Genomic DNA, 23,975 nt, shown 5'->3' on the forward strand with positions numbered 1-23,975 from the left:
TAGAGTTTATTGGTTATCATGAGTATATATGATCAAAAAAGAGAGGGAAGATGTTTAGTACAGATAAAATATATGAAAAATTTGATAAGAGAGTGTGGTTGAGCAGTCCTACCATGCATGGGAAAGAACTTGATTATATGTCAGAAGCCTATAATACAAACTGGATGTCGACAGTAGGAAAAAATATTGACGAGGTTGAAAAGCAGGTTTCAGAATATATAGGAGTTAAACATGCAGTAGCATTATCATCAGGTACTGCGGCTCTTCATTTGGCAATGAAGTTGGCAGGGCTAAAGGTATATGGTATGCCAAAACCCGGAGTAGGAGCTTTACAGGGAAGGAAAGTTTTTTGCTCAGATATGACATTTGCCGCTACTGTAAACCCCGTAGTATATGAAGGAGGAGAGCCTGTATTTATAGATACCGAATATGACACATGGAATATGGATCCGAAAGCACTTGAGAAAGCATTTGAAATATACCCTGACGTAAAGATAGTGGTAATGGTACATCTGTATGGAACACCGGGTAAGATGGAAGAACTTATTTCCGTTATAAAGAAGCACAATGCTGTTTTGATAGAAGATGCTGCAGAATCAATGGGTGCAAGTTATAGAGGAAAAGAGACAGGGACATTTGGTGATTACGATATCATATCATTTAACGGAAATAAAATAATTACAGGAAGTAGCGGAGGTTGCTTACTTACAGATGATGAAGAAGCTGCAAACAAAGTTCGTAAATGGTCTACACAGGCCAGAGAAAATGCAGCATGGTATCAGCATGAAGAACTAGGATATAACTATCGTATGAGCAATGTAGTAGCTGGTGTAGTTCGTGGACAGTTCCCATATCTGAATGAACATATTGCTCAGAAGAAAGCAATTTATGAAAGATATAAAGAAGGATTAAAAGGTCTTCCAGTTTCTATGAATCCAATTGACTTTGAAAATTCTGAGCCGAATTACTGGTTGTCATGTCTGATTATTGATAAAGAGGCAATGTGCAAGCAGGTTCGTGGCGAACAGGATGTTTGCTATGTAAAAGAAGCAGGAAAGTCTTGTCCAACTGAAATTCTGGAAGCAATTGCATCTATTAATGCAGAGGGAAGACCAATTTGGAAACCAATGCATATGCAGCCAATTTATCGCTTGAATCCGTTTGTAGTAAGAGATGGAAATGGACGTGCCAGATCAAATGCGTATATTGCAGGTGGTGTAGCTGATGTAGGAATGGATATTTTCACAAGAGGATTGTGCCTGCCTAGTGATAACAAAATGACCGTAGAGCAGCAGGATAGAATTATCGAAGTGATAAGAGCATGTTTTGAATAAGTACAGTAATTGTGGGAGAAATTTATGAAGAAAGTAGGTAATCATAAATTATATCGTAAAATGGGATTTTACGAAAAACATGTAAAAAGGGCGATAGATATTTTTTGCTCAGGTCTGGCAATTATTGTGTTTTGTTGGTTATATGCAATTATCGCATTGTTGGTTCGAATTAAGTTAGGAAGTCCTGTGCTTTTTACTCAGTATAGACCAGGGCTTATTGATCCCAAAACAGGAAAAGAACAAATATTTAAAATGTATAAATTTCGAACAATGACAGACAATAAAGATGCAGAAGGAAATTTGCTCCCAGACGAGGTGCGTTTGACAAAATTTGGAGCATGGCTTAGATCAACATCATTGGATGAATTGCCGGAAGCTTTTTGCATTTTGAATGGCACGATGACGATAATAGGGCCACGTCCACAGTTGGTAAGAGATATGGTATTTATGTCTGATGAACAAAGAATGAGACATACTGCAAAACCAGGTTTGTCAGGACTTGCACAGGTGAGTGGAAGAAATGCAATTTCATGGGATAAAAAATTACAGTATGATTTGGACTATATAAAACATGTTTCTTTCGGGCGCGATTTGAAAATCCTTTTTAAAACTGTCGAAAAAGCATTTATTAAACAGGAAGGGATTACAGAAGAAGGTAGTGTAACTGCTGCAGATTATGGAGATTATCTTCTCCAAATGAAACAGATAACTAGAGAAGAATACGAAAAAAAGAAGAACGAAGCAAAAGAAATATTAAAAGGATTGAAGTAATGAATGGATTGGTTTCAATAATAATGCCTTCATATAATACTGCTAATTTTATTGGTGAGACAATAAAATCTGTATTAGAGCAAACTTATAAAAATTGGGAATTGCTGATCGTTGACGATTGTTCGACTGATAATACAGATGAAGTTGTAGCAAGATACAACGATGAACGCATTACATATATGAAAAATTCAAAAAATTCAGGTGCTGCAGTTTCGAGAAATAAAGCACTGAACGTTGCTAGGGGAAAATGGATTGCATTTTTAGATAGTGACGATTTATGGTATCCAACTAAACTTGAAGAACAGATAAAGTATATGGAAAAGAATGACTATGCTTTTTCGTACACCAGTTATAGAGAAATAGATGAAAATGGTGTGGAAAATGGTGTAGAAGTGACAGGACCCAAACGAATAACAAAGATAGGAATGTATCGTTATTGTTGGCCAGGATGTTTGACAGTTATGTATGATGCTGAAAAAGTTGGAAAAGTACAAATTGCCGATATTAAGAAGAATAATGACTATGCTATGTGGTTAAAGATAATTAAAAGAGCAAATTGCTATCATTACGATAAAGTATTGGCACAATATAGAAAAAGATCAGGCTCTATCTCTAATCATGGATATTTAAAACTGATAAAATGGCATTATAAGTTATTTAAGGAAGCGGATAGCAAAAATAGTATAATATCGTTACTTTTGACTTTTCAGAATTTAGCATATGGATGTTGGAAAAAGATACGATATGTTAAAAAGGTGAGTTAATTATGAGTATGAATGACATGCTGAGAAAAATGGCAGTTCTTTTAGAAAGAAGACAAGACGCTTTATTTTCTTATGATGTAGATAAACAAAGAAAATATATTGAAAAATTGGGAAATCCAAGAGATGAGATAGAAAGATCATATTTTCAGTATAAGTGTCAGATGCAGTTTAATGGAAAAGGAATTACTTTTTTATTAAATCTGATTTCATTTCCAGTGGCAATCATTTATTGGTTCAAATATGGAAAAAAAGGTCAAGTGAATCAAATGGAGCCGAAATCTTTGGTATTTTTTAGAGATGGTAAACCAGAAAATATTTTACCGAAATCCTTGAAGAATAAATATGATACCATTGAAAGCAATCCGGTAGAAGGAACTCTACTAACTGAAAAAGATAAGAAATTTATAAAAAAAATCATATATAGATACCCATTTTCGTGGCAATTCATTTTGAAATGTCTTATTAAAATTGGAAGATATAGTTTTGCTATTGAAGAATATTCACCTAAGGCAATAGCAGTCTGTGCGGAATATTCTTTTACATCTTCAGTATTGACAGCGTATTGTAAACAAAGAAACATAAAACACATAGATGTCATGCATGGGGAAAAAATGTACTATATGAGAGATTCATTTTTTAAATTTGATGAATGCTATATTTGGGATGAATATTATGGAAAAGTATTAACATCTATGAAGGCAGATAGAAATCAGTTTGTTGTTGAAGTTCCTGCTTCATTGAAATTCGATGAGGAGTTGCCAAGAATACAGAAATATGATTATACATATTACCTGGGAGCAGAATCAGAAGATGTATTAAAGAAAATAGCAAAAATATTGGAAAAGTTATACAAGAATGGAAAGAGAATTTCAATACGTCCGCATCCGAGATATTCTAACATGGAACTTGTTAAAAAAATATTTGCTTTTGCTAATGTAGAAGATACTAAAAAGATTTCGATAGAGCAATCTTTATTACAGTCAGGTGCTGCAATTTCGCTTTATTCAACGGTATTGAATCAGGCATTATACAATTCAATTCCAATAGTAATAGATAATATGAGCAATCCTGAAAATTTTGCTAAATTGAAAGAGCTAGGGTATGTATGTCTTTATAAAGAATATGAACTTTTGTCTAATGTAATGAGGAAACAAATATGATAGGTAAATTAATAAAAAAGATACGAACATATTTTTTTACATGCATATGTAGAAAATCTGCAAAAGAATATGGTAGCAATTTGCATATAAACTATTGGAGTAGGTTTACATCAAAGACTTTTATAGGTAATAATTGCCATTTCAACGGAATTAAAATTACTGGAAAAGGAAAAGTTGTTATAGGCGATAATTTTCATTCAGGTGCGAATGTATTGATTCTTACTTCGAACCACAATTATGATACGGGAAAAAGTATCCCATATGATGATACGACGATTGATGGAGATGTATTTATCGAAGATAATGTGTGGTTAGGACAAAATGTTACCCTTTTGCAAGGAATAAGAATTGGAGAGGGAGCTATTATTCAAGCGGGAAGTGTCGTTGTGTCAGATATAGCTTCGTGTTCAATTGCGGGAGGCCATCCGGCGAAGGTGTTTAAAATGCGAGATGAGCAACACTATTATAATTTAAAAGCGGAGAACAAGTTTTTTTAGGAGACGATATAAATGAAGGTAATGATTATTGCTCCGTATATATATGACCCTGATATGCCTGAATTTACAGGGAATAAGACTGGCTTTGGAATAATGGTTCATAATATAGTAAAGACAGTGGGAGAATATGAGGAAGTTGTTTTACTAACCAGAGCTATTACAAGTGGTGGTAATAATAGTGAGAAAAGCTATAAGGTACTTTCACATACTTGGAAACAGATTTTTTTTAATACAAGATTAAATGATTGGTTACGTGGTGCAAGGACATTTGCTCTTAATAGTAGAACTTTAAAAGATAGAATTAGATGCGTTTTTTATGAATTAGATGGAGGATATTTCAAAAGGTTGATTCGTAAAGAACAACCAGATATAGTACATATACACGGCATAGGAACGATCACACAAAGTTATATTAGAATATGTGAAGAAATGAAGATAAAATATGCGGTTACTTTACATGGGCTTATAGGGTTAAATGCTTCGATTTCAGCATCAGAATGTGAAAAACAGATAGAACGCGATTTTTTGGTGAACGCAGCTATTAAGAATGTTCCAGTTAGTGTAATCAGTAGCGGTATGAAAACAAGAATAGAAAAATATTACTTAAAAAGCAAGGCAACTAATATAAATGTTATCACAAATGGAACTGCTAAAAGTAGAATAAATCGTATGTCAACGATTTATAAAAAGGGACATTTAGATGAACAAGAATATTTGGAAAAATATTGTACTTGCCTAAGTGTTGATAATAGCTATCCCAAATTAGAAGATACTTTTAATTATTTGGAATATAGTAAAAATAACGGAAAACGGATTCTTTATTATGTTGGAAATATAACAAAGAATAAAAATCAAATACAAGCCGTAGAAATGTTTAGAAATAATAAGGAGTTTCAAAATAGTATATTGGTATTATGGGGAAGTGAAGTAGATGGAGGGGAAGTTCGAAAAAAGATTATTGAATATAAATTAGAAAGACGTATTATTTTAGGCGGATTTAATAACAAGATGAATTATTTTTGGAAAATGTGCGATCTTAATTTGTTTTTTAGCATGAATGATGGATTTGGGTTGCCGATTATAGAAGGATATATGCATGGTATACCATGTGTAATGTTTGAAGATTTGGATGCAACAGTAGACTTATTTTATCCAGAAGCAATGATAAAAGTGAAAGATAGAAATGTGGATGCAATAACAAATGCTGTAAAAGTTGCTTTAAACAAGAGCTGGAATCAAGAGGAGATTGTTAAAATAGGAACTTTATTTTCTATTGAAACAATGGCAAAAACTTATATTAAATGGTATGAAAATATCATAAAACAGCAAGTGTAATGAAAGAATTGTCAATGTGAGGAAAAATAATGAATGAAAAAATAGATACTAAACAAAATGAAAAAATTGGTTTGATGGAAATTTTTATTCCGTTATTTTGTCTGATCAATCAGTATGAAATATTGGGAGTCCATGTAGGACTAATATGCGTTATAGTGGTTGTTGGCCTTAATTTAATAAAATATAGACAGTTTTATGTATATAAACCTTTGTTCATTTTTTTCTTATTTATGTTATTGCATGATATACTAAGAACATTTATTACAGGATTCAATATGGGACTTTGGGTGGAAAGATTATTCTACTTATTATTATTATCATGTGTGCATAATAGAATTGATGATGAAAATTTATACAAGGTTTGGAAATGTATTGGGATAGTTGTAATGGCAGGACTTTTTTTTCAGTCATTTCAAGTGTATATATTAGGACAATCAGTATCTACAATAAATATATTACCATTTCTTCAGTCAGACAGTAAAAATTATTTGCTGAAATATGATAGACCACATTCATTTTTCTTAGAACCAGCAGCATATTGTACTTGGATACTGCCGTTATTATGTATGTGCATGAAAAGAAAAAAGAATGTGTGGATGATTTTTATCTCGATAAGTATTTTATTATCAACATCTTCGACTGGAATATTAATGACTGGAGTGATATGGCTATTTTATGCATTTGCAAGTGCTCGAAAAGAAGGAAAGTATGCTAATTCTTTGATGATTGTAGGAATTTTAATCATTGGAATAGGTGCACTATCAAATTTAAGTGTTTTTGCAATTGCGCTGAATAAATTAACGAATATTTCAATTGCAGATACATCTAATTCAGTACGTCTTATTTTGGGATTTCAATTATTTTTGGCAGCACCGTTTATATATAAAATTTTAGGAATTCCGTATATGAATGTAGAAAACTATATGCGTTCTGGAGAAGTTGCACTAAGTAAATATAGATTAAATCTTAATATTTCATATTTAGGGTTTGTAAATTCTATTGGAAATTGTATGTTAGTGTACGGTATATTCGGTCTATTTTTATATTTGAAACTTTTCTGGAATATATGGAAAGAATCTGATTTATATAGTAAATGTTATGTTTTGACATGTTTGATTTCGATATTCGGACAATCAGTATTTTGGAATAGTCTTTTTGTGACTCAGTTTGCGGTTATGCTTTGCTTTGTGAATGGAACATCGTTCGTAAAAGTGACATTAGGACAGGGAGCAATGAAAAACTCATATGAATAAGAAATATAAATATTTATCAAAAAATTTTATTTTATTTGGAATAAGTAGCTTTGGACCTAAAATAATAGCGTTTCTTATGGTGCCACTATATACAAACTGCTTATCCACCTCAGATTATGGTATAGGTGATATTGTAAGTACATCAGCTAGTTTAGTGCTTCCAATAGTCGTACTTTGTATTGAAAGTGCAATATTAAGATTTTGCTTTGATAAAAAATATGATTCAGATGAGGTTATATCAAGTGGACTGTTTGTGTGCTTAAAGGGAATGCTAATATGTGCTATCATTACTATACTTGTAGCAATATTTCCGGCCTTTCATATAAATACATCTTATCTAGTTGCCTTTTATTTAATGGTTTTATCAACTAGCTTGTATAATGTCTTGACTAATTATGCAAGGGGAGTTGATAAGGTGCAATATATGGTCGAGATGAGCTTAATTACTACTATTGCATCTTGTTTTTTGAATGTTATCCTATTAGTAGTGCTTCAGTACGGATTAAATGGATATTTAATAGCAAATTATTTGGGAACTTTTATGGCTGTGGTATGGGGAGCTTTTAGACTGAAAATCCATAGACATATTCGCATAAAAAAAATAAAAAAAGAGACGATTAGGGAATTACAAAAATTTGGATTCCCACTAATATTCAATAAAATTGGATGGTGGATTAATAGTTCTTCTGATCGATATATTGTAACGTGGATATTAGGTGCAACAGCGAATGGAATATATACAGTTTCATATAAAATTCCAACTATGTTAACTGCATGTAGTGATATTTTTACTCAAGCATGGCAGTTGTCAGCTATAAAAGATTTTGACCCAGAAGATAAAGATCATTTTGTGGCTGATATGTATGAACTTTATAATGGTTTTTTGGTTTTATGTTGTTCTGCCTTAATTATATTGACTATTCCATTTGCACATGTACTGTATGCGAAGAATTTCTTTGTTGCATGGAAGTATGTTCCACCATTAATGATTTCTTTTGTGTTTGGTGGTTTGGCAGGATTTTTGGGAAGTATTTTTACAGCAGTAAAAGATACTAAAATATTCTCGTATTCTACTATGATAGGAGCGGTCGTAAATACAGTATTAAATTTTGTGTTAGTTTATTATATAGGAATAATGGGAGCTGCAATTGCAACTTTAGTGTCAAATATTATTATCTGGTTGGTTAGATTGCAAAGAAGTAAGAGGTACATAAGTATACATGTAAATTTTGCTAAACATATAGTAATGTATGTAATGCTGGTTGTACAATTTATAATTTGTCTATATGGATTTGACACAACACCTGTGATTATGCAATGCATTATTTTTATTTTATTAATGCTAACTAATAGAAAATTAATAATCAGTTTATTAAAAAAAGGAAGAATAATATTGGCAAAATATCTACGCCATTAGGAGAAACAAAATATGAATACAATAGGAATAATTACATATCACCATTATTATAATTATGGTACTATGCTGCAAGCATTAGCATTGCAGAGAAAAATAGAGCGGTTGGGATATAAGGCAGAATTAATTGACTTCAAACAGGATAATTCTCTTTCAAAATATGAAATGCTTAAACTGAGAATAAAAAGACTTCCAATTTATATCAAAGAGAAGAAAAAATATCGGATATTGGCAGAAGCAAGGGAAAATATAAAATACAAAGAAGAATTATTTGAGCAATTTTATAAAAAATATGTGAAAGTTGGAAATGTACAATATACTAATACACAACAATTAATAGAGAATCCACCTCATTATGATGGATATGTAGTTGGAAGTGATCAGACATGGAATCCATATGTGGCAAATGCACCGGAAGCGTTTTTTTTGCCGTTTGTCGATAATGATATGAAAAAAGGTAGCTACGGGCCTAGTTTAGCTGTGAAATCTTTATCTAAAGATAAAGAAAAGGAATATAAAGAAAAATTGTCTGGATTTTCATTTTTATCATGTAGGGAAAAAGATGGAGCAGATTTATTGAAGCAAATTACAAAAAAAGAAGTTAAATCTGTGTTAGATCCGACGATGCTTTTGTCAGCCGAAGATTGGAGCGAATATTGTAAGGATAAGGTTTCAAGCGAACCGTATATATTAGTTTATTTTTTAGGAGAAAAATTAGAACATAGAAAAATTGTTGATGAAATTCAAAAATTGACAAATTGGAAAGTGATTAGCCTTCCTGCCACATACTTAGAGATGGAAAATGGTAATTATGAAAAAGTATGGGGAGGACCACAAGAATTCTTATCATTGATAAAGAATGCTTCTTTAATCTGTACGGATTCGTTTCATGGAACAATGTTTTCAATAAATTTTTTAAAAAACTTTTTTACTTTTTGTAAAAATAATGATTCAGAAGAAACATCTGAGAATTCCAGGCTATATAGTGCATTAAACATGTTCGGATTATCTAATAGAATAATACGGAATGCGGAAAAGATAAATATAGAGGATATTTCAATAGACTATGACAAAGTTGTTCCAATTTTGAAAGAACAGAGAAAAGCTTCTAATGAATACTTAGAAAATATGTTATATGAAATAACGAAAGAGGATAAAAATGAAAGTAGCTATTCGAGATGATGATACATCATATTTTACAAAACCTGAGGACTTACAAAAAGCTTATGACTTTTTAAGAAAAGAAGATTGCGTATCTTTATCAATTGTACCATTTGCAGTGCCAGTTCATAGAGATGATGTATTTCCATATGGTAAAGATATTAAATTCGGATATTATGATATTGCCGATAATGTTGAACTGCTAGAATATTTAAAAGAAAAAAAGAAACAAGGAAAATATGATCTACTGTTACATGGATATTCGCATGAATATAAATGGGATGATAATAAGTGGATTGCTGAAATGAAATGGAAAAGTCTAGATCAATTAAACAAAGAATTACCAAATGGAAAAATTCATTTAGAAAAATTATTGAGGACAAGTATATCTGTATTTGTTGCACCTAACAACAGTATTGATGAAAAGGCTATTTCTGTAATTGAAGAACTTAAAATGGATTATTCAGGTATTATAGGTGTCCGAGATAGAAAAATTAATTTAAAGTATGTAGTTAATTTTTCTAAAAGATGGGGATTTAGATTAATTAAAAAAATACAGTATCCAGGCATTATGAATTATGGAAAGCATAGAGAATTAAATGCTTATACCATTGATGATTATGAACGATTGATTTACGAATACAAAATTTGTAAAAAAAAGAAAGTTCCATTTGTTATTTATACACATTATTGGCAACTAAATACGGATGAGAAAGCAAAAAAACTATTAGAAAAAATATACAATTATGTAGTTGAAGATGGTGCTGAAATAGTTCCATTAAGTAGGTGTTTTAAATAATATGATCAATTTTGAATTTACAGAAAAATGTTACGCTTGTTCAGCTTGTGCGCAGGTTTGTCCAGTAAAAGCAATTTCATATGATGAGGAATTGCATCCGGTGGTTGACTTACAAAAATGCATCAAATGCGATGGATGTGAGCGGATATGCATAGAATTAAATAGACCAGAAAAGAAAAATGATATGAACTGTGTTGCTTCATATGTAGCAAAGAATAAAGACGAGGAAATCAGAAAAATGAGTTCTTCTGGTGGTGTTTTTTTTCAAATAGCGGAAAGCATCTTAGAAATAGGGGGATATGTGAGCGGTTGTATATATGACGATAGTTTTATGCCTAAACATGTTATTTCTAATGATATAGAAGTCTGCAAAAAAATGATGGGTTCAAAATATGTTCAAAGTGATTTGGGTAAGTGCATTACAAATATGAAACGTCTTGTGAAAGAGGGAAAGATAGTACTTTTTACAGGTGTACCTTGCCAGATTGCGGCTGTAAAACGTTGTATTCAAAATAGCAATTTAATTACTTTAGCTGTTGTATGTCATGGCTCTATTGAACGAAGAATATGGCAAAAATATATAAATGAAGAAATAGAAATGAGCAAAAGCCCTATTATTAAAGTGTCTATGCGAGATAAAACCAAGGGTTATCTAAATTACGGATTAAAATTTCAATTTAAAGATGGAACAGAACATGTAACATATAGAAAACAGGATGGTTATTTCCTGAAGTGTTTTACGGATGGCTTATTTGAAAGACAAAGGTGCTTGAATTGTGTATATAAAGGCGGGAATATTAAAAGTGATTTATTGCTAGGAGATGCTTGGGGAATAGAAAAGATGTTTCCTGAATTTGTTGATGAACTTGGCAGTTCTTCTGTATTAATATTGACACAACAAGGAAAAGAAATTTTTGATAAGATAGCGAAATCTTTTGAAATAAAAAAAATTGATAGCGAGATAATAATAAGAAATAATCCGAGAATTATGCTACCGTCTACAAAAAATGTTTCTCAAGACAAATTTAAACGTAAACTCAATAAATCAACGACAAATATTCATGTTTTATCAGAAAAATATGCAAAACCAACGATTTTAAATCGTATAAAATGGAAAATCACGAAGGAGTAATTGAATGCTTAATATTAAAAAGATATTGATCGATTTCTATGATAAAAGAACAGCTAAAAAGTGTTCGGCTTCTATTGGAGATATAATGAATTTACGGGGAAAGAACATTGAACATAATCAATTTTTAGCAACTACAAGATATTTGGATATAAAAGATTATATAGAGAATAATAAACAATCGTTTATATGGCAAAATACAGTTAGCAGGGCTGCATACGGAAATAAACATCGGGAAAAGGACGGAAATGAGGCTTTTTCTAGATTAATAGCTTCATATCAGACAAAGGGGTATGATTCAAATTCATTTTTTGTCGTAGATGAAAACATAAAGCTCCTTGATGGAAATCATAGAATGGGAATGAATATATATACAAATAATCATAAAATAAACATACAAGTCTTAAAACGAAATGGTAAAAATCCAGATAATTTAGATTGGTATTTGAAAAATAAAATTGCGACAGAGTTTTTACATAAAGTGTATAATACATATTTACAAATACAAGAATGGCTTGTTGAAACTGGTGATACCTTTTGCTGTATTGTGCCAGAAAATAAAGATATACCAGAACTGGATATGATGGTAAATGTAAAAAGAACACATAAATATACGATGAATCAAACATTGTGTTCAAATGTGGGGGGGTATAAGTTTTTAGAGTCAGGAAAATATGTTCAGTTTACTTTGGATAACCCGAAATACACAATTGAAAACTCTGTGCTTGTATCAAAAAGAATAAAAGAAATAGAACTTATTTTAGAAGAAAGATATGGTAAAGAATTTGTTTCACAAATTTATTTTTCACAATCATGCATGGAGGCTATGGAAGTTTTCGATAAAATAAAGATATATTTTTTAAAATAAGAAAAGAGTGGCTTAATTAGATGGAAAAACTAATATTAATAGGAGCAGGCGGACATGCAAAATCAGTTGCAGATTCAATTGATAAGACTAAATACGAATTATATGGATTTATAGATAGTAACAAAAAAGGCACACATATGGGATTGCCGATATTAGGTACTGAACTAGAAGATATTCCTAACTATGATAAATACAGCTATTTTGTTTCTATTGGAGATGTAGGATATCGCAAATTATGGTTTGATAAAATTATCAAGCGAGGACTAAAAATAATTAATATTGTTGATTCCTCAGCAATTATATCAGCCAGTGCGAAATTGGGGATAGGAAATTTCGTGGGGAAAATGGCGGTGATCAATGCCGATGCAGAGATAGGAAATAACAATGTTATAAATACAAAGGCATTGATTGAACACGAATGTAAACTTGGTAATCATAATCATTTGTCAACCAATTCTGTTATTAATGGAAACGTAATTGTAGAAGATAATGTTTTTATGGGAAGCTCATCGGTATGTAACGGACAGTTGAAAATAGGACATGATTCTATAATTGGTTCAGGCAGTGTAATTATAAGAGATGTACCGGCAAAGGTAACTGTGGTAGGCGTACCTGCCAGAGTTATAAAAAGGAGAGATTAAGAATGAAAGATATTCAAATTGTTGCAGAAATAGGCTGTAATCATAATGGTAATGTTGAATTGGCTAAAGAGATGATGAAAAGAGCAAAAGAGGCGGGAGCAGATGCAGTCAAATTTCAGAGTTTTGTTCCTGAAAATCTTGTTTCGAAATATGCACCGAAAGCAGAATATCAGAAACAAAATGATGGCAATGGTTCACAGCTAGATATGCTAAAAAAATTGGCATTGACAGAGGATGAATACCTGGAATTAATTCAGTATGCAAAGAATTTGAATATTGGAATATTTTCTACACCGTTTGATAGTGATTCATTTTCTTTTTTGCAAAGAATAGGACAAAATGTATGGAAAGTACCTTCAGGGGAAATTACAAATCTTCCATATTTACAAAAGGTAGCAGCAATTAAATGTCATAACAAACAAATAATTTTATCAACAGGAATGTCCACGGTTGAAGAAGTCGAATATGCAATAAATGTTTTGCAACAAAGTAAAGACACAAGTTTTACGGTATTACATTGTAACACACAATATCCAACAAATCCGGAAGACATGAATTTGCGTGCTATGAATAAGCTTCAAGAATTAGCACCAGATTGGAAAATTGGACTTTCAGATCATTCAGAGGGAATTGTTGCTTCTCTTGTAGCTGTTGGATTGGGAGCTAAATTTATTGAAAAACATTTTACTTTAGATAAAGCTATGCCAGGGCCTGATCATAAAGCGTCTATTACACCGGAAGAACTAAAAGAATTGTGTGTAGGTGTACATAAAGCTGAGATTATGCTTGGAAATGAAACGAAAGAAGTAACAGAATCTGAACGAAGCAATATTTTTGTTGCAAGAAAATCTATTGTGGCAAAAAGAAAAATCATGAGAGGTGAAATGTTTTCCGAAGAGAATATCACTTGTAAAAGACCTGGAAATGGAATTTCTCCAATCCATTGGTATGAAGTGTTGGGGAAAGAAGCTGAAAAAGATTTTGAAATAGATGAATTGATTTCTTGTAAAGGAGTGAATAGAGAAGATGAATAATTTAGCAATAATACCTGCAAGAAGCGGTTCAAAAGGCTTGAAAGATAAAAATATAAAATTATTAAATGGAAAACCGTTAATTGCATATAGCATAGAAGCAGCGAAGAAATCAGGAATTTACTCACATATATTGGTTTCTACGGATTCTGAAAGGTATGGTGAGATTGCGATACAATATGGAGCAGAAGTACCTTTTTATCGTTCAGAAGAAAATGCATCAGATGTAGCGTCATCATGGGATGTTGTAAAAGAAGTATTGAGAAAATATCAGGAGATGGGAATTGAATTTGATACATTTACGCTTTTACAGCCAACATCTCCATTGAGAAAGTACGAAGATATAAAAAAATCTTATGAATTATTTAAAGAGAAAGATGCAATAGCGGTTGTATCAGTTTGTGAAATGGAGCATTCGCCATTGTGGAGCAATACTTTACCAGAAAATAATTCGTTATCTGGATTTTTGCGGGCAGACAGTAATAAACAAAGACAGAAGTTAGAAACATTTTATAGGATAAATGGGGCAATTTATATGGCAGATGTGAAGGCTTTTTTGGAAAATACAAATCTGTATAGAGAAGGTTGTTACGCATATAAAATGCTGACAGAGCGCAGTATAGATATAGATACAGAACTTGATTTTAAAATTGCCGAAACTATTATAAATCAGTAAAAGAAGGTTAGTATGGGAAAGTATAGAGTAGCGTATGCGACTGGTTCACGAGCAGATTATGGAATAGTAAAAAATTTTTTAAGATTATTAGATAATGACAAAGATATTGAGTTTTCAGTATTGGTTACAGGTTCACACTTGGAAGATAAGTTTGGGCACACTGTAGATATAATACGGCAGGATGGATTCAAAATCGATTTAGAGATTCCGCTAAATATAGAGAATGGCAGTAATGCGAATGTGATGCATTGCATGGCAACAGCTTTAGATTGTTTTGGAAATTATTTTGAAAATAATAAATTTGACTTGTTAATTATACTTGGAGATAGATATGAAATGATGGCGGTTGCGATTGCAGCGGCTATGCAAAGAATCCCAATTTTGCATTTACATGGTGGGGAAGTTACATATGGTAATTATGATGAATTTATACGTCATTCTATTACCAAAATGAGTCAATATCATTTTACCAGTACAGAAGTATATAGAAAACGTGTAATACAGTTGGGAGAAGATCCTCAAAGGGTATTTTATCTTGGGGCATTAGGGGCAGAAAATTGCTACAATATAGATGAAGAAAAAGTAATTGAAAAGATAAAAGAACTTATTCCACAAAAATATTGGGTTGTAGCTTTTCATCCAGAAACGCTAACTAATGTGAAAATGGAAGACCAAGTGAAGGAAGTATTGACTGCATTGCAGAAAAATCTTGATGGAATGAGCGTTATTTTTATGGGGACGAATGCAGATACAAAATCTGATATTATACGTTCTTCATGGCTTAATTATGTAGATGAGCATGAAAATGCGTATTACTATGAAAATTTGAATGTGGATTCGTTTTTGTATTTAGTAAAAAATTCTATAGCACTAATAGGAAATTCATCTTCTGGAATTATTGAAACACCGTCATTAGGAAGGTATACAATTAATATTGGAGATAGACAAAGGGGACGAGTACATGGTAACAGTGTTATTGATGTTATTTGCGACAGCAGTATAATCGGTAAGGCAATGAAAGAGGTTATCGGGAAAAACGAAGAAATAATTAATCCGTATTATGTAGAAAATACTGCAGAAAATTATTATAAAAAAACAAAAGAAATTTTAGAAAATGGAACATCCATTTTAAAGGAATTTTATGATCTAATATAACTGTGATAAGAAATATAAATAGGAGGGGCATATGAAAATAGCAATAGCAGGAACAGGATATGTGGGATTATCAATCGCCACTTTATTGGCACAGAATAATGAAGTGGTGGCAGTGGATATTATTCCTGAAAAGGTGGAGAAGATAAACAAAAGAATAAGCCCAATTCAGGATGAGTATATTGAGAAGTATTTTAAAGAAAAAGAACTTAATTTGCTTGCTACTTTGGACACGAAGTTTGCTTACAGTGATGCGGACTTCGTTGTGGTAGCGGCACCGACAAACTACGATACACAGAAGAATTTTTTTGACACATCGGCAATAGAGGATGTGGTTACAGAGGTTATAAAGTATAACCCTGATGCTGTTATAATCATTAAATCGACGATTCCTGTAGGTTATACGGAAAGTATCAGAAGTAAATTTCACTGTGACAATATTATTTTCTCTCCGGAGTTTTTGAGAGAGTCAAAGGCACTTTATGATAATCTTTATCCTTCAAGAATTATTGTGGGGACAGATACTATGAATGCAAGGCTTATGAAAGCTGCATCTAAATTTGCAAATCTTTTAAAAGAAGGTGCACTCAAAGATGATATAGAAATATTGATTATGGGTGTTGCAGAGGCGGAGGCTGTGAAGCTTTTTGCAAATACATATCTTGCACTTAGAGTATCTTATTTTAATGAGCTTGATACTTATGCAGAAATGAAAGGACTTAATACCAAGGAAATTATAAGAGGTGTTTGTCTGGATCCAAGAGTTGGAGAGCATTACAATAATCCGTCTTTTGGATATGGTGGTTATTGTCTGCCAAAGGACACCAAGCAGCTCTTGGCAAATTATGAAGATGTGCCACAAAATATGATTTCCGCTATAGTAGAATCCAATAAGACAAGAAAGGACTTTATCGCTGATAAGGTATTACAGAAGGCAGGATATTATAACTATGGTGAAGGAAGTGCCTATGATCCGACTATGGAAAAAGAGGTTGTTATAGGTGTATACAGACTTACAATGAAGTCAAATTCAGATAATTTCAGACAATCTTCTATTCAGGGTGTTATAAAGAGAATCAAAGCAAAGGGAGCAAAGGTTGTAATATATGAGCCTACTCTTGATGATAATACTACATTCTTTGGAAGCAGAGTTATAAATGATATCGATACTTTTAAGGAAAACAGCGATGCAATAATTGCCAACAGATATGATGCTTGCTTGGAAGATGTGAAGGAAAAGGTATATACAAGAGATTTGTTTGGTAGAGATTAGTATTTAAAATATTGAATAAAGAAAAGGATATCTAGTTTGAAAAAAAGCAATGAATACCCAAAAGTAGTTTTATTTTTATGAAATATCAATGATACTGGAAAAGAAAAATTTGGACGGAATAACTATAATGAGCTTGAGGAAGATTATGAAAGAGAGGGTGATGTAGAAGGCTTGGGAGAAACACCGGAAGAACATTTCTATTTATCATGAATTGCAAGGATAATAAGCAAATTTTTGAAGAATGGAACAGCAAATCATTATTCAAAGACAGCTTCTATAATTCACATAAAGAACAGATAGACAAGTATAAAAGGGCAAGGGTAATTCTTGAAAAAATAACAGGCTCATCAGCTATTAAATCTAAAAATTGGCAAAGGGATATACAAAGTCTTGAAATTGAAATTACTAAGCTAAATAAACAAGCTCAATCTATTAAGGAAGAATACGAAAATATCAATCATATCAAATATGCAGCTAAGACTGTAAATGATGATTATGGTATCGACTTATCTATTGAGATTGACAAGGCGATTAAGAGAGGAGAAAAGCCAAGTGTAATTGAACAGATTAAGAAGTATCAAGAGCAGCAGGAAAAATATGGGCAGAGGAAAGGTAGTGATTTTTTGAAGAAATCGGGTATAATATCAATGACAACAGAATATCGTTTAGGAAATTGCAGATTTGATATTTCTAAAAATATTGGCTATGCTTTGGTCGATAAAGAGGGTGTCCCACTACCGTTAAAGGTGGAGCATTAAAGCAAGCAGAGAGGATAAAACCTATCTGTTTTTTAGGAGAAAGAAATATTATCTATATTGGATATTAAGAAAGGTGTTTTTAGAGTGTTAAAGCTCAGATATATGCCTAAGATAAAAGACAAGCCTTAAAACACATTTCACCACTTAATAAAACAAAAACAGTCAATGCGATTAGAAAGTAAAAATCTAATCGTTTTTTTAGTGAAATAGGGTTTACTTAGAGAACTTTCAAAGAATATAAGTAAAATATGCACTTGAAAATTTTACTTAAAACAGTTATACTTATTCTAAGTAAAATAGATTTGACTTAGGGGGTGATATTTTGAGATTAGAAAATAATAGAGCTGGAGAATTAAAGAAAATGCAAAGCGATTACGAATGCTTTGTTCCGCATAATTTAAAAGATATAAAATTAAATCTTGATAGTGAAATAAATGCTTTAATCAATAAAGCATATTTATTACTGGGAAGATTAGATGGCATGGCAATAACTTTACCGGATATTGATCTTTTTGTATCTATGTATGTTCAAAAAGAGGCTGTTATAAGTTCTCAAATAGAGGGGACACAAGCCTCTCTTGTTGATGTACTGCAAAAAGATAAGGGAAATGAAAAGATAAAAGATACTGAAGAAATTGTAAACTATATCAAAGCGACTCATTACGCATTTAAAAGACTAAATGAATTACCCTTATGTATGAGATTGATTAAAGAAACCCACTCGGTTCTCTTGTCTAATGTTAGAGGAGAAGAAAAAATGCCGGGTGAATATAGAAAATCACAAAACTGGATTGGACACGCAGGTTCGACTTTAAAAAATGCAAGTTTCATTCCGCCTGCACCTGATGAGATGGATATTTGTTTGAGTGATTTAGAAAAATATATACATGAAGATAGTGATATTTCAAACTTAATAAAGATAGCTCTAATCCACTATCAATTTGAAACGATACATCCATTTTTAGATGGTAACGGAAGAATGGGTAGACTACTCATAATATTATACTTAAGAGAGCAAGGCTTGATTGAATACCCTGTTCTTTATTTGAGCTATTTTTTCAAGAAAAATAGGAATAAATATTATGAACTTCTCAATAACATTCGTATTAAGGGGGAATTTGAAGAATGGATTAAATTTTTTATAGATGGAATTTGTGAAATATCTGAGGATGCAATCACTTCCATCCAAAAGATTGTTGAGCTTAAGAAGAATGATATAGAGAAAATTCGACAGTTTTCAAGTGGTAATATTTCAAATCTTCTTTTAGTATATGAATATCTATTGAAACACCCTTTTGTAGAATCGGAGGATATTAAAAATTTAGCGAGCGTTAGTAAGCCTACTGTCAATAAACTTTTGGAGAATTTAATGGATATGGAAATATTAGAGCTTGTAGAGGATAAAAAAAGGTACAGACAATATGTATATAAAAAATATGTAGACATTCTTTCAGAGGGAACAATATTGTAAAAATAAGAATTTAATAGCAGAAATAAAAATATTTGAGGCGATTGGAAAAGTAAAAAATCTAATCGCTTTTTTTATTGCAATGAAAGGAGAGTGCAGATGACAGATGAGAAAAACAAAGTTGAAAACACATTCAGTAAAAAAATAGGAAAAACAAACTATAAAGTTACAGTACATTTCAGTGAAACCAGTGATGAAACAATTACAGATAAAATAAATAGACTTATTCAGAAAGAATGTGAAGATATGAGTTACCAAAAAGATAAATAAATTTCTTAACTACCCTTGACAAAAGCTATCAGAGGATACACGTGAAAATCGTATACCTTTTGACCTATCAGCCGATCCTTTTTATTCAGATGCAAATATGTCAAGACTTAGAGAGTCTATTATGCAGGTAAGAGATGGTGAAAAGAAATTAACTGAGCATGAAATTGAAAACAAATAAAAGAAATAAGGACATCACACCTTACCGGTATGATGTCCTTTTTGTTAAACTCTTATATTCTCTCTGTTATCATGGCTGATTGGCCAAGGTATCTTAGCGTAGATAAGCTGATAGATAACATATGAGAGTATTGTTGCTCCGACAACATCCAGGAATGAATGCTGCTTTAAGAATAATGTTGAAAGGCATATTGAAATCATTATTATGAACGAAATCGCCTTTACTTTCATATTGTTATAAAAGAATCTTGATCTCAATATGGCTACATGTGTAGCGATTGAGTTGAAAACATGAATACTTGGGAACACATTTGTATTGGTATCTGTTTTATATATAAAGGCTACCAGATGTGTAAAGATATTCTTGTTCGGATCAAGGTTTACAGGTCTTAAGTCTGTTCCGTTTGGAAATATCTGGCAAATAAAGAGTGATATACTCATTCCAAGTGCGAGATACAACCCGAATCTGTAAAACTCATCTACATCTTTAAAGAAGAAGAAAATCAGTACAGATGCTACATATATGAACCATATAAAGTACGGTATGATAAAATATTCATTGAATGGGATAATATCGTCCACCCATGTATGTAAGACATGATATTCATGTGTTATAGTTCTTTCCAGATACATATACCATGGTAGATATATGAAGGTATATAAGAAAACCCATGCATGTCTGTATTTCTTTAATATTTCATGTATTCTTTTCATAATGTCCCCTAAAATTAAATTGCGTTATATTTAAGATTCGTCTATAGATTGTATAGCTATATGAAAAATAATTCAAGCGAATTGGAAAAACAGATATTACAATTTATTGAAGAAACTTAAATTATAAATGTAATATGATTATATATATGCATTTTGCACCGAATATTATATAATAATAGGTGCAAAGGAGGGCTGATATTATGAATGCTAAGCAGAAAATTATAGATAGAATAGATATGATGGAATCGAAGGACGTTTTTATAGCAAATGATTTTTTTGATATTGCAGGATATGAGACTATAAAAAGCGTATTAAATCGTCTGGTACTGTCTAAAGAGATAAAACGTATTATTAACGGAATTTATTATAAGCCTAAATATATCGAGTATATTGGTGAGTATGAATCACCATCAGTTAACGAAGTGGCTAAAGCTATAGCACGAAAATATAATTGGACCATTGCACCGTCAGGAAATACAGCTCTTAATTTATTGGGTTTATCTACGCAAGTGCCTGCTAAATGGACATATATTTCCGATGGGAGATATGTAAATTTTAGTTTTGATAATGTAACTATTGAATTTAAACATAGAAATAATGGTGAAATTTCAAATATGTCCACACTTACAGCAATGGTTATACAGGCAATTAAAGCCTTAGGAAAAGGAAATATAACGTCAGATCAGGTACAATATTTAAGTGAAAAACTGTCAAAAGAAGAAAAAGAGGAACTTTTAAAAGATGCCAGATATACCAGTGTATGGATATATGATATTATCAGAAAGATAAATGAGGTGGAAAATGTTTGAATATAATTATATTCCGCAAAAAGATCTGGAACAAATAATAAGAAATGCTGCACAGAAAAGTGGAGTAAATGAAGCTATTATAGAAAAAGACTATTGGGTATGCTTTGTACTTAACTATCTTTTTTCAAAAAGCAAGTGGAAATATGCACTGACTTTCAAAGGAGGAACAAGTCTTTCAAAATGCTTTAACATAATACAAAGATTTTCTGAGGATATAGATTTAATATTGGATTGGAGAGCAATAGGGTATGGAATTAATGAGCCGTGGGAAGAACGTTCAAATACAAAACAAGATAAGTTCAATAAAGAATCAAATCAAAAGACTGAAGAGTTTTTAAAAGAATGGTTATTACCGCAAATGGAAGAAGATTTTAAAGAGATAATTGGAAGCGATTTTAAACTCAGCATATATGAAAAAGAACCTCAAACTATATTTTTTGAATATCCAAAAAGCTATCAATCGTCGTATTTGATACAGTCTATAAGACTTGAAATTGGTGCTCTTGCAGCATGGTCACCTTCAGAAATTATTGGTATAGTACCGGATCTGTATAAGTCATATCCGGTACTGTTTAAAGGTAGCTTTATAGAAGTTAGAACCGTACGTCCGGAAAGGACATTTTGGGAAAAAGCAACTATATTACATCATGAGGCAAATAGACCACGAGAACTTGCTATACCAAAAAGGTATGCAAGACATTATTATGACTTGTTCTGTATGTCAAACTCAATTTATAAAGATAAAGCTTTTCAGAACAAAGATCTTTTGGATAAAGTTGTAAAGTTTAAACAGAAATTTTATCCAAGAAAATGGGCTAAATATGAAGACGCAAGTTTTGATACCATAAAGTTGGTACCGGAAGAGTACAGATTAAAAGAAATTGAGCTTGATTATAAAAACATGAAAGAAATGTTTTTTGCAGAACCACCGAGTTTTGATAAAGTAATGCAAGGCATATTATCGCTTGAGAAAGAAATACATAATTTATAGCATAAACAAAAAAGCACTGTTATCAGTGCTTTTCTATTATATATTTTGCTTCTTCTTCACTTATTCCACAGTCTTTGGCACTCCATCCGCTTTTTAATAGATTATATATTCGAAGTTCTCTGTCACTCAAATCACTTTTCCTGCTTGATAACTTTTTTTTTATTAAAATGATAATTAGCAGGAGAAGTAAAAAGCCTCCTATGCAGGCACCGACTATAATATAGTTTATCTTCGGAATATTAAATATTATATTTGTAAAGTTTTTGGTGGTGTTTTGTAAGTTGTTTTTATTATTGTCTGCAGCAGTACTTTCTTCTGTATTGTTCTCTTCGGCAATATAGTTTTTATTCCTTTTTGCCACTATGTCCACAGATCCTATCGGATAGTCGTTATAAGTATAATCGACTTTGCAAAGTGCGGATGATCCTGAATTTTCTTCAAAGTTTACTGTTGACTTGATATCATTTATATCGGCATCATTCGGCAATGATATTGATGCGTTATCGTCAGGTTCTATAGTATACTCGTTAAAATCAGGTATCAGTGAGATATTACTTGAAAAATTTGTGTTAATATCTGAAGAACTCAGCTTTATATTTTTAAAGTTTGCAAAGCCGAAGTTCAATAATTCCTGAGTATCCGTATAATGCGTTTTATTTCCGTTAAGTACTACCGTAATAAGTCCTATACTGTCATTTCTTGCATATGTCACCAGTGTATTTCCTGCCAGTGAAGTATAACCGGTTTTACCACAGATTGCGTTCTGATAGAAATTACCGGAGGTTTTTCTGAGCATGGAGTGATGATTGTACAAGGTTTGTCCGGTAGGGACTCTGCTTGTAGGCGGTAAATTGTAGTATGTTGCAGAATCTATTTCCGTAACCGTCGGATTTTGAAAAGCCGCACGGCTTATTAAAGCATAATCATATGCGCTGGTATAGTGCTCAGGATCGTTTAATCCGCTTGGATTTGCGAAATGTGAGTCTGTACAGCCAAGACTTGCCGCTTTTTCATTCATCATATTTGCAAATGCTTCAATGCTTCCTGCCGTATGTTCCGCCAAGGCATTTGCGGCTTCATTTGCCGATTGTAAAAGCATTGCATAGAGGCAGTCTCTTACAGTAAGTGTATCTCCCACATCTATACCTGCACTTGATGAGCCGGGTTCGACATTAAATACTGCATTTTTTGAAAATGTAACCATATCGTCAAGATTACAATTTTCCACTACTAAAAGGGCAGTCAAAATCTTGGTTATACTTGCCGGATAGTAATGTTCATGAATGTTCTTACCATAAAGTACAGCTCCCGAGTCGGCATCCATAAGAATGGCACCTTCAGATAAAACATTTGTATCTACCGGCCAGTCAACATATGCAAACGACTGCATAGGGAGAGAGAGTATGGTTATAATTGTTAAAATAATTGTTAGAGTAATTTTTTTAAAGTTTTTAATTTTTGCGTTCATTACTATATTATGCATCTATTGTTTAAAATAGTAAAGTAAAGAATTATGAATATTTTAAAATG

The 23,975-nt window shown here is 31.8% G+C and carries 23 protein-coding genes and 1 pseudogene; 22 read left to right on the top strand and 2 right to left on the bottom strand.

From position 1 onward, the window contains the following. The first annotated feature begins 50 nt into the window (after positions 1 to 50). The 20 genes and pseudogenes from HMPREF1140_RS11925 (at position 51) to HMPREF1140_RS12020 (ending at position 19,754) form a co-directional block, all read left to right on the top strand. Complete coding sequence (locus HMPREF1140_RS11925; protein ID WP_009664157.1) at positions 51 to 1,334, top strand: DegT/DnrJ/EryC1/StrS family aminotransferase; 1,284 nt, start codon at positions 51 to 53, stop codon at positions 1,332 to 1,334. A 24-nt stretch (positions 1,335 to 1,358) separates the two neighbouring features. Continuing rightward, a complete protein-coding gene (locus tag HMPREF1140_RS11930; RefSeq protein WP_009664111.1) occupies positions 1,359 to 2,105 on the top strand; it encodes a sugar transferase in 747 nt (248 codons plus the stop codon). Beyond that, positions 2,105 to 2,869, top strand: coding sequence for a glycosyltransferase family 2 protein (locus tag HMPREF1140_RS11935; RefSeq protein ID WP_009664158.1), 765 nt, complete (start codon positions 2,105 to 2,107; stop codon positions 2,867 to 2,869). The genes HMPREF1140_RS11930 and HMPREF1140_RS11935 overlap by 1 nt, the downstream gene beginning before the upstream one ends. Positions 2,870 to 2,871: 2 nt before the next feature. Continuing rightward, positions 2,872 to 4,029 carry a hypothetical protein gene (locus HMPREF1140_RS11940; RefSeq protein ID WP_009664212.1) on the top strand — a complete coding sequence of 386 codons (1,158 nt, stop codon included), beginning with the start codon at positions 2,872 to 2,874 and terminating at the stop codon, positions 4,027 to 4,029. After that, positions 4,026 to 4,526, top strand: coding sequence for an acyltransferase (locus HMPREF1140_RS11945; protein WP_009664110.1), 501 nt, complete (start codon positions 4,026 to 4,028; stop codon positions 4,524 to 4,526). Before HMPREF1140_RS11940 ends, HMPREF1140_RS11945 begins: the two co-directional genes overlap by 4 nt. A 12-nt stretch (positions 4,527 to 4,538) precedes the next feature. Continuing rightward, entirely contained in the window at positions 4,539 to 5,861 is a 1,323-nt protein-coding gene (locus HMPREF1140_RS11950) for a glycosyltransferase (RefSeq protein ID WP_009664170.1), read from the top strand. Positions 5,862 to 5,890: 29 nt separating this feature from the next. Beyond that, a complete protein-coding gene (locus tag HMPREF1140_RS11955) occupies positions 5,891 to 7,114 on the top strand; it encodes a hypothetical protein (RefSeq protein WP_009664217.1) in 1,224 nt (407 codons plus the stop codon). Next, entirely contained in the window at positions 7,107 to 8,531 is a 1,425-nt protein-coding gene (locus HMPREF1140_RS11960) for an oligosaccharide flippase family protein (RefSeq protein ID WP_009664099.1), read from the top strand. The genes HMPREF1140_RS11955 and HMPREF1140_RS11960 overlap by 8 nt, the downstream gene beginning before the upstream one ends. 12 nt (positions 8,532 to 8,543) lie before the next feature. Beyond that, positions 8,544 to 9,710, top strand: coding sequence for a polysaccharide pyruvyl transferase family protein (locus HMPREF1140_RS11965; RefSeq protein ID WP_009664188.1), 1,167 nt, complete (start codon positions 8,544 to 8,546; stop codon positions 9,708 to 9,710). Beyond that, on the top strand, positions 9,688 to 10,488 hold the full coding sequence (locus HMPREF1140_RS11970; RefSeq protein WP_009664093.1) for a DUF2334 domain-containing protein: 801 nt from the start codon (positions 9,688 to 9,690) through the stop codon (positions 10,486 to 10,488). Before HMPREF1140_RS11965 ends, HMPREF1140_RS11970 begins: the two co-directional genes overlap by 23 nt. 1 nt (position 10,489) lies before the next feature. Further along, positions 10,490 to 11,620, top strand: coding sequence for a Coenzyme F420 hydrogenase/dehydrogenase, beta subunit C-terminal domain (locus tag HMPREF1140_RS11975; RefSeq protein ID WP_009664123.1), 1,131 nt, complete (start codon positions 10,490 to 10,492; stop codon positions 11,618 to 11,620). Positions 11,621 to 11,624: 4 nt separating this feature from the next. Then, a complete protein-coding gene (locus tag HMPREF1140_RS11980; RefSeq protein ID WP_009664063.1) occupies positions 11,625 to 12,485 on the top strand; it encodes a hypothetical protein in 861 nt (286 codons plus the stop codon). Positions 12,486 to 12,505: 20 nt separating this feature from the next. Next, entirely contained in the window at positions 12,506 to 13,126 is a 621-nt protein-coding gene (locus HMPREF1140_RS11985) for an acetyltransferase (RefSeq protein ID WP_009664119.1), read from the top strand. Between the two features lie 2 nt (positions 13,127 to 13,128). After that, positions 13,129 to 14,160: an N-acetylneuraminate synthase gene (gene neuB, locus HMPREF1140_RS11990; protein ID WP_009664218.1), complete on the top strand. Its 1,032-nt coding sequence runs from the start codon at positions 13,129 to 13,131 to the stop codon at positions 14,158 to 14,160. Next, complete coding sequence (locus tag HMPREF1140_RS11995; protein WP_009664171.1) at positions 14,153 to 14,833, top strand: acylneuraminate cytidylyltransferase family protein; 681 nt, start codon at positions 14,153 to 14,155, stop codon at positions 14,831 to 14,833. The genes neuB and HMPREF1140_RS11995 overlap by 8 nt, the downstream gene beginning before the upstream one ends. A 12-nt stretch (positions 14,834 to 14,845) precedes the next feature. Further along, entirely contained in the window at positions 14,846 to 15,988 is a 1,143-nt protein-coding gene (gene neuC, locus HMPREF1140_RS12000) for a UDP-N-acetylglucosamine 2-epimerase (protein ID WP_009664177.1), read from the top strand. Positions 15,989 to 16,019: 31 nt separating this feature from the next. After that, positions 16,020 to 17,258, top strand: a complete 1,239-nt coding sequence (locus tag HMPREF1140_RS12005; protein ID WP_009664182.1) for a nucleotide sugar dehydrogenase — start codon at positions 16,020 to 16,022, stop codon at positions 17,256 to 17,258. A gap of 212 nt (positions 17,259 to 17,470) precedes the next feature. Continuing rightward, a pseudogene (locus HMPREF1140_RS12010) lies at positions 17,471 to 17,869 on the top strand (hypothetical protein); the annotation flags it as partial. Between the two features lie 469 nt (positions 17,870 to 18,338). Next, the gene (locus HMPREF1140_RS12015) at positions 18,339 to 19,487 is read left to right on the top strand and encodes a Fic family protein (RefSeq protein ID WP_035620566.1); all 1,149 of its coding nucleotides are present in this window, start codon (positions 18,339 to 18,341) and stop codon (positions 19,485 to 19,487) included. Positions 19,488 to 19,583: 96 nt separating this feature from the next. Further along, on the top strand, positions 19,584 to 19,754 hold the full coding sequence (locus tag HMPREF1140_RS12020; RefSeq protein ID WP_009664143.1) for a transposon-encoded TnpW family protein: 171 nt from the start codon (positions 19,584 to 19,586) through the stop codon (positions 19,752 to 19,754). A gap of 222 nt (positions 19,755 to 19,976) precedes the next feature. Here the strand turns inward: HMPREF1140_RS12020 and HMPREF1140_RS12025 are convergent, their stop codons facing one another. Continuing rightward, complete coding sequence (locus HMPREF1140_RS12025) at positions 19,977 to 20,645, bottom strand: phosphatase PAP2 family protein (RefSeq protein WP_009664089.1); 669 nt, start codon at positions 20,643 to 20,645, stop codon at positions 19,977 to 19,979. Between the two features lie 200 nt (positions 20,646 to 20,845). Here HMPREF1140_RS12025 and HMPREF1140_RS12030 point away from each other — a divergent pair, with 200 nt between their 5' ends. Together HMPREF1140_RS12030 and HMPREF1140_RS12035 are read left to right on the top strand one after the other, a co-directional pair. Then, positions 20,846 to 21,454: a DUF6088 family protein gene (locus HMPREF1140_RS12030; RefSeq protein WP_009664132.1), complete on the top strand. Its 609-nt coding sequence runs from the start codon at positions 20,846 to 20,848 to the stop codon at positions 21,452 to 21,454. Further along, on the top strand, positions 21,447 to 22,445 hold the full coding sequence (locus HMPREF1140_RS12035) for a nucleotidyl transferase AbiEii/AbiGii toxin family protein (RefSeq protein WP_009664156.1): 999 nt from the start codon (positions 21,447 to 21,449) through the stop codon (positions 22,443 to 22,445). The genes HMPREF1140_RS12030 and HMPREF1140_RS12035 overlap by 8 nt, the downstream gene beginning before the upstream one ends. Positions 22,446 to 22,467: 22 nt before the next feature. On the opposite strand, the gene HMPREF1140_RS12040 is transcribed toward HMPREF1140_RS12035, so the two are convergent. Then, a complete protein-coding gene (locus HMPREF1140_RS12040; RefSeq protein ID WP_009664076.1) occupies positions 22,468 to 23,913 on the bottom strand; it encodes a D-alanyl-D-alanine carboxypeptidase family protein in 1,446 nt (481 codons plus the stop codon). Between the last annotated feature and the right edge of the window lie 62 nt (positions 23,914 to 23,975).

The organism is Lachnoanaerobaculum sp. ICM7, from assembly GCF_000287675.1.
Taxonomy (GTDB): domain Bacteria; phylum Bacillota; class Clostridia; order Lachnospirales; family Lachnospiraceae; genus Lachnoanaerobaculum.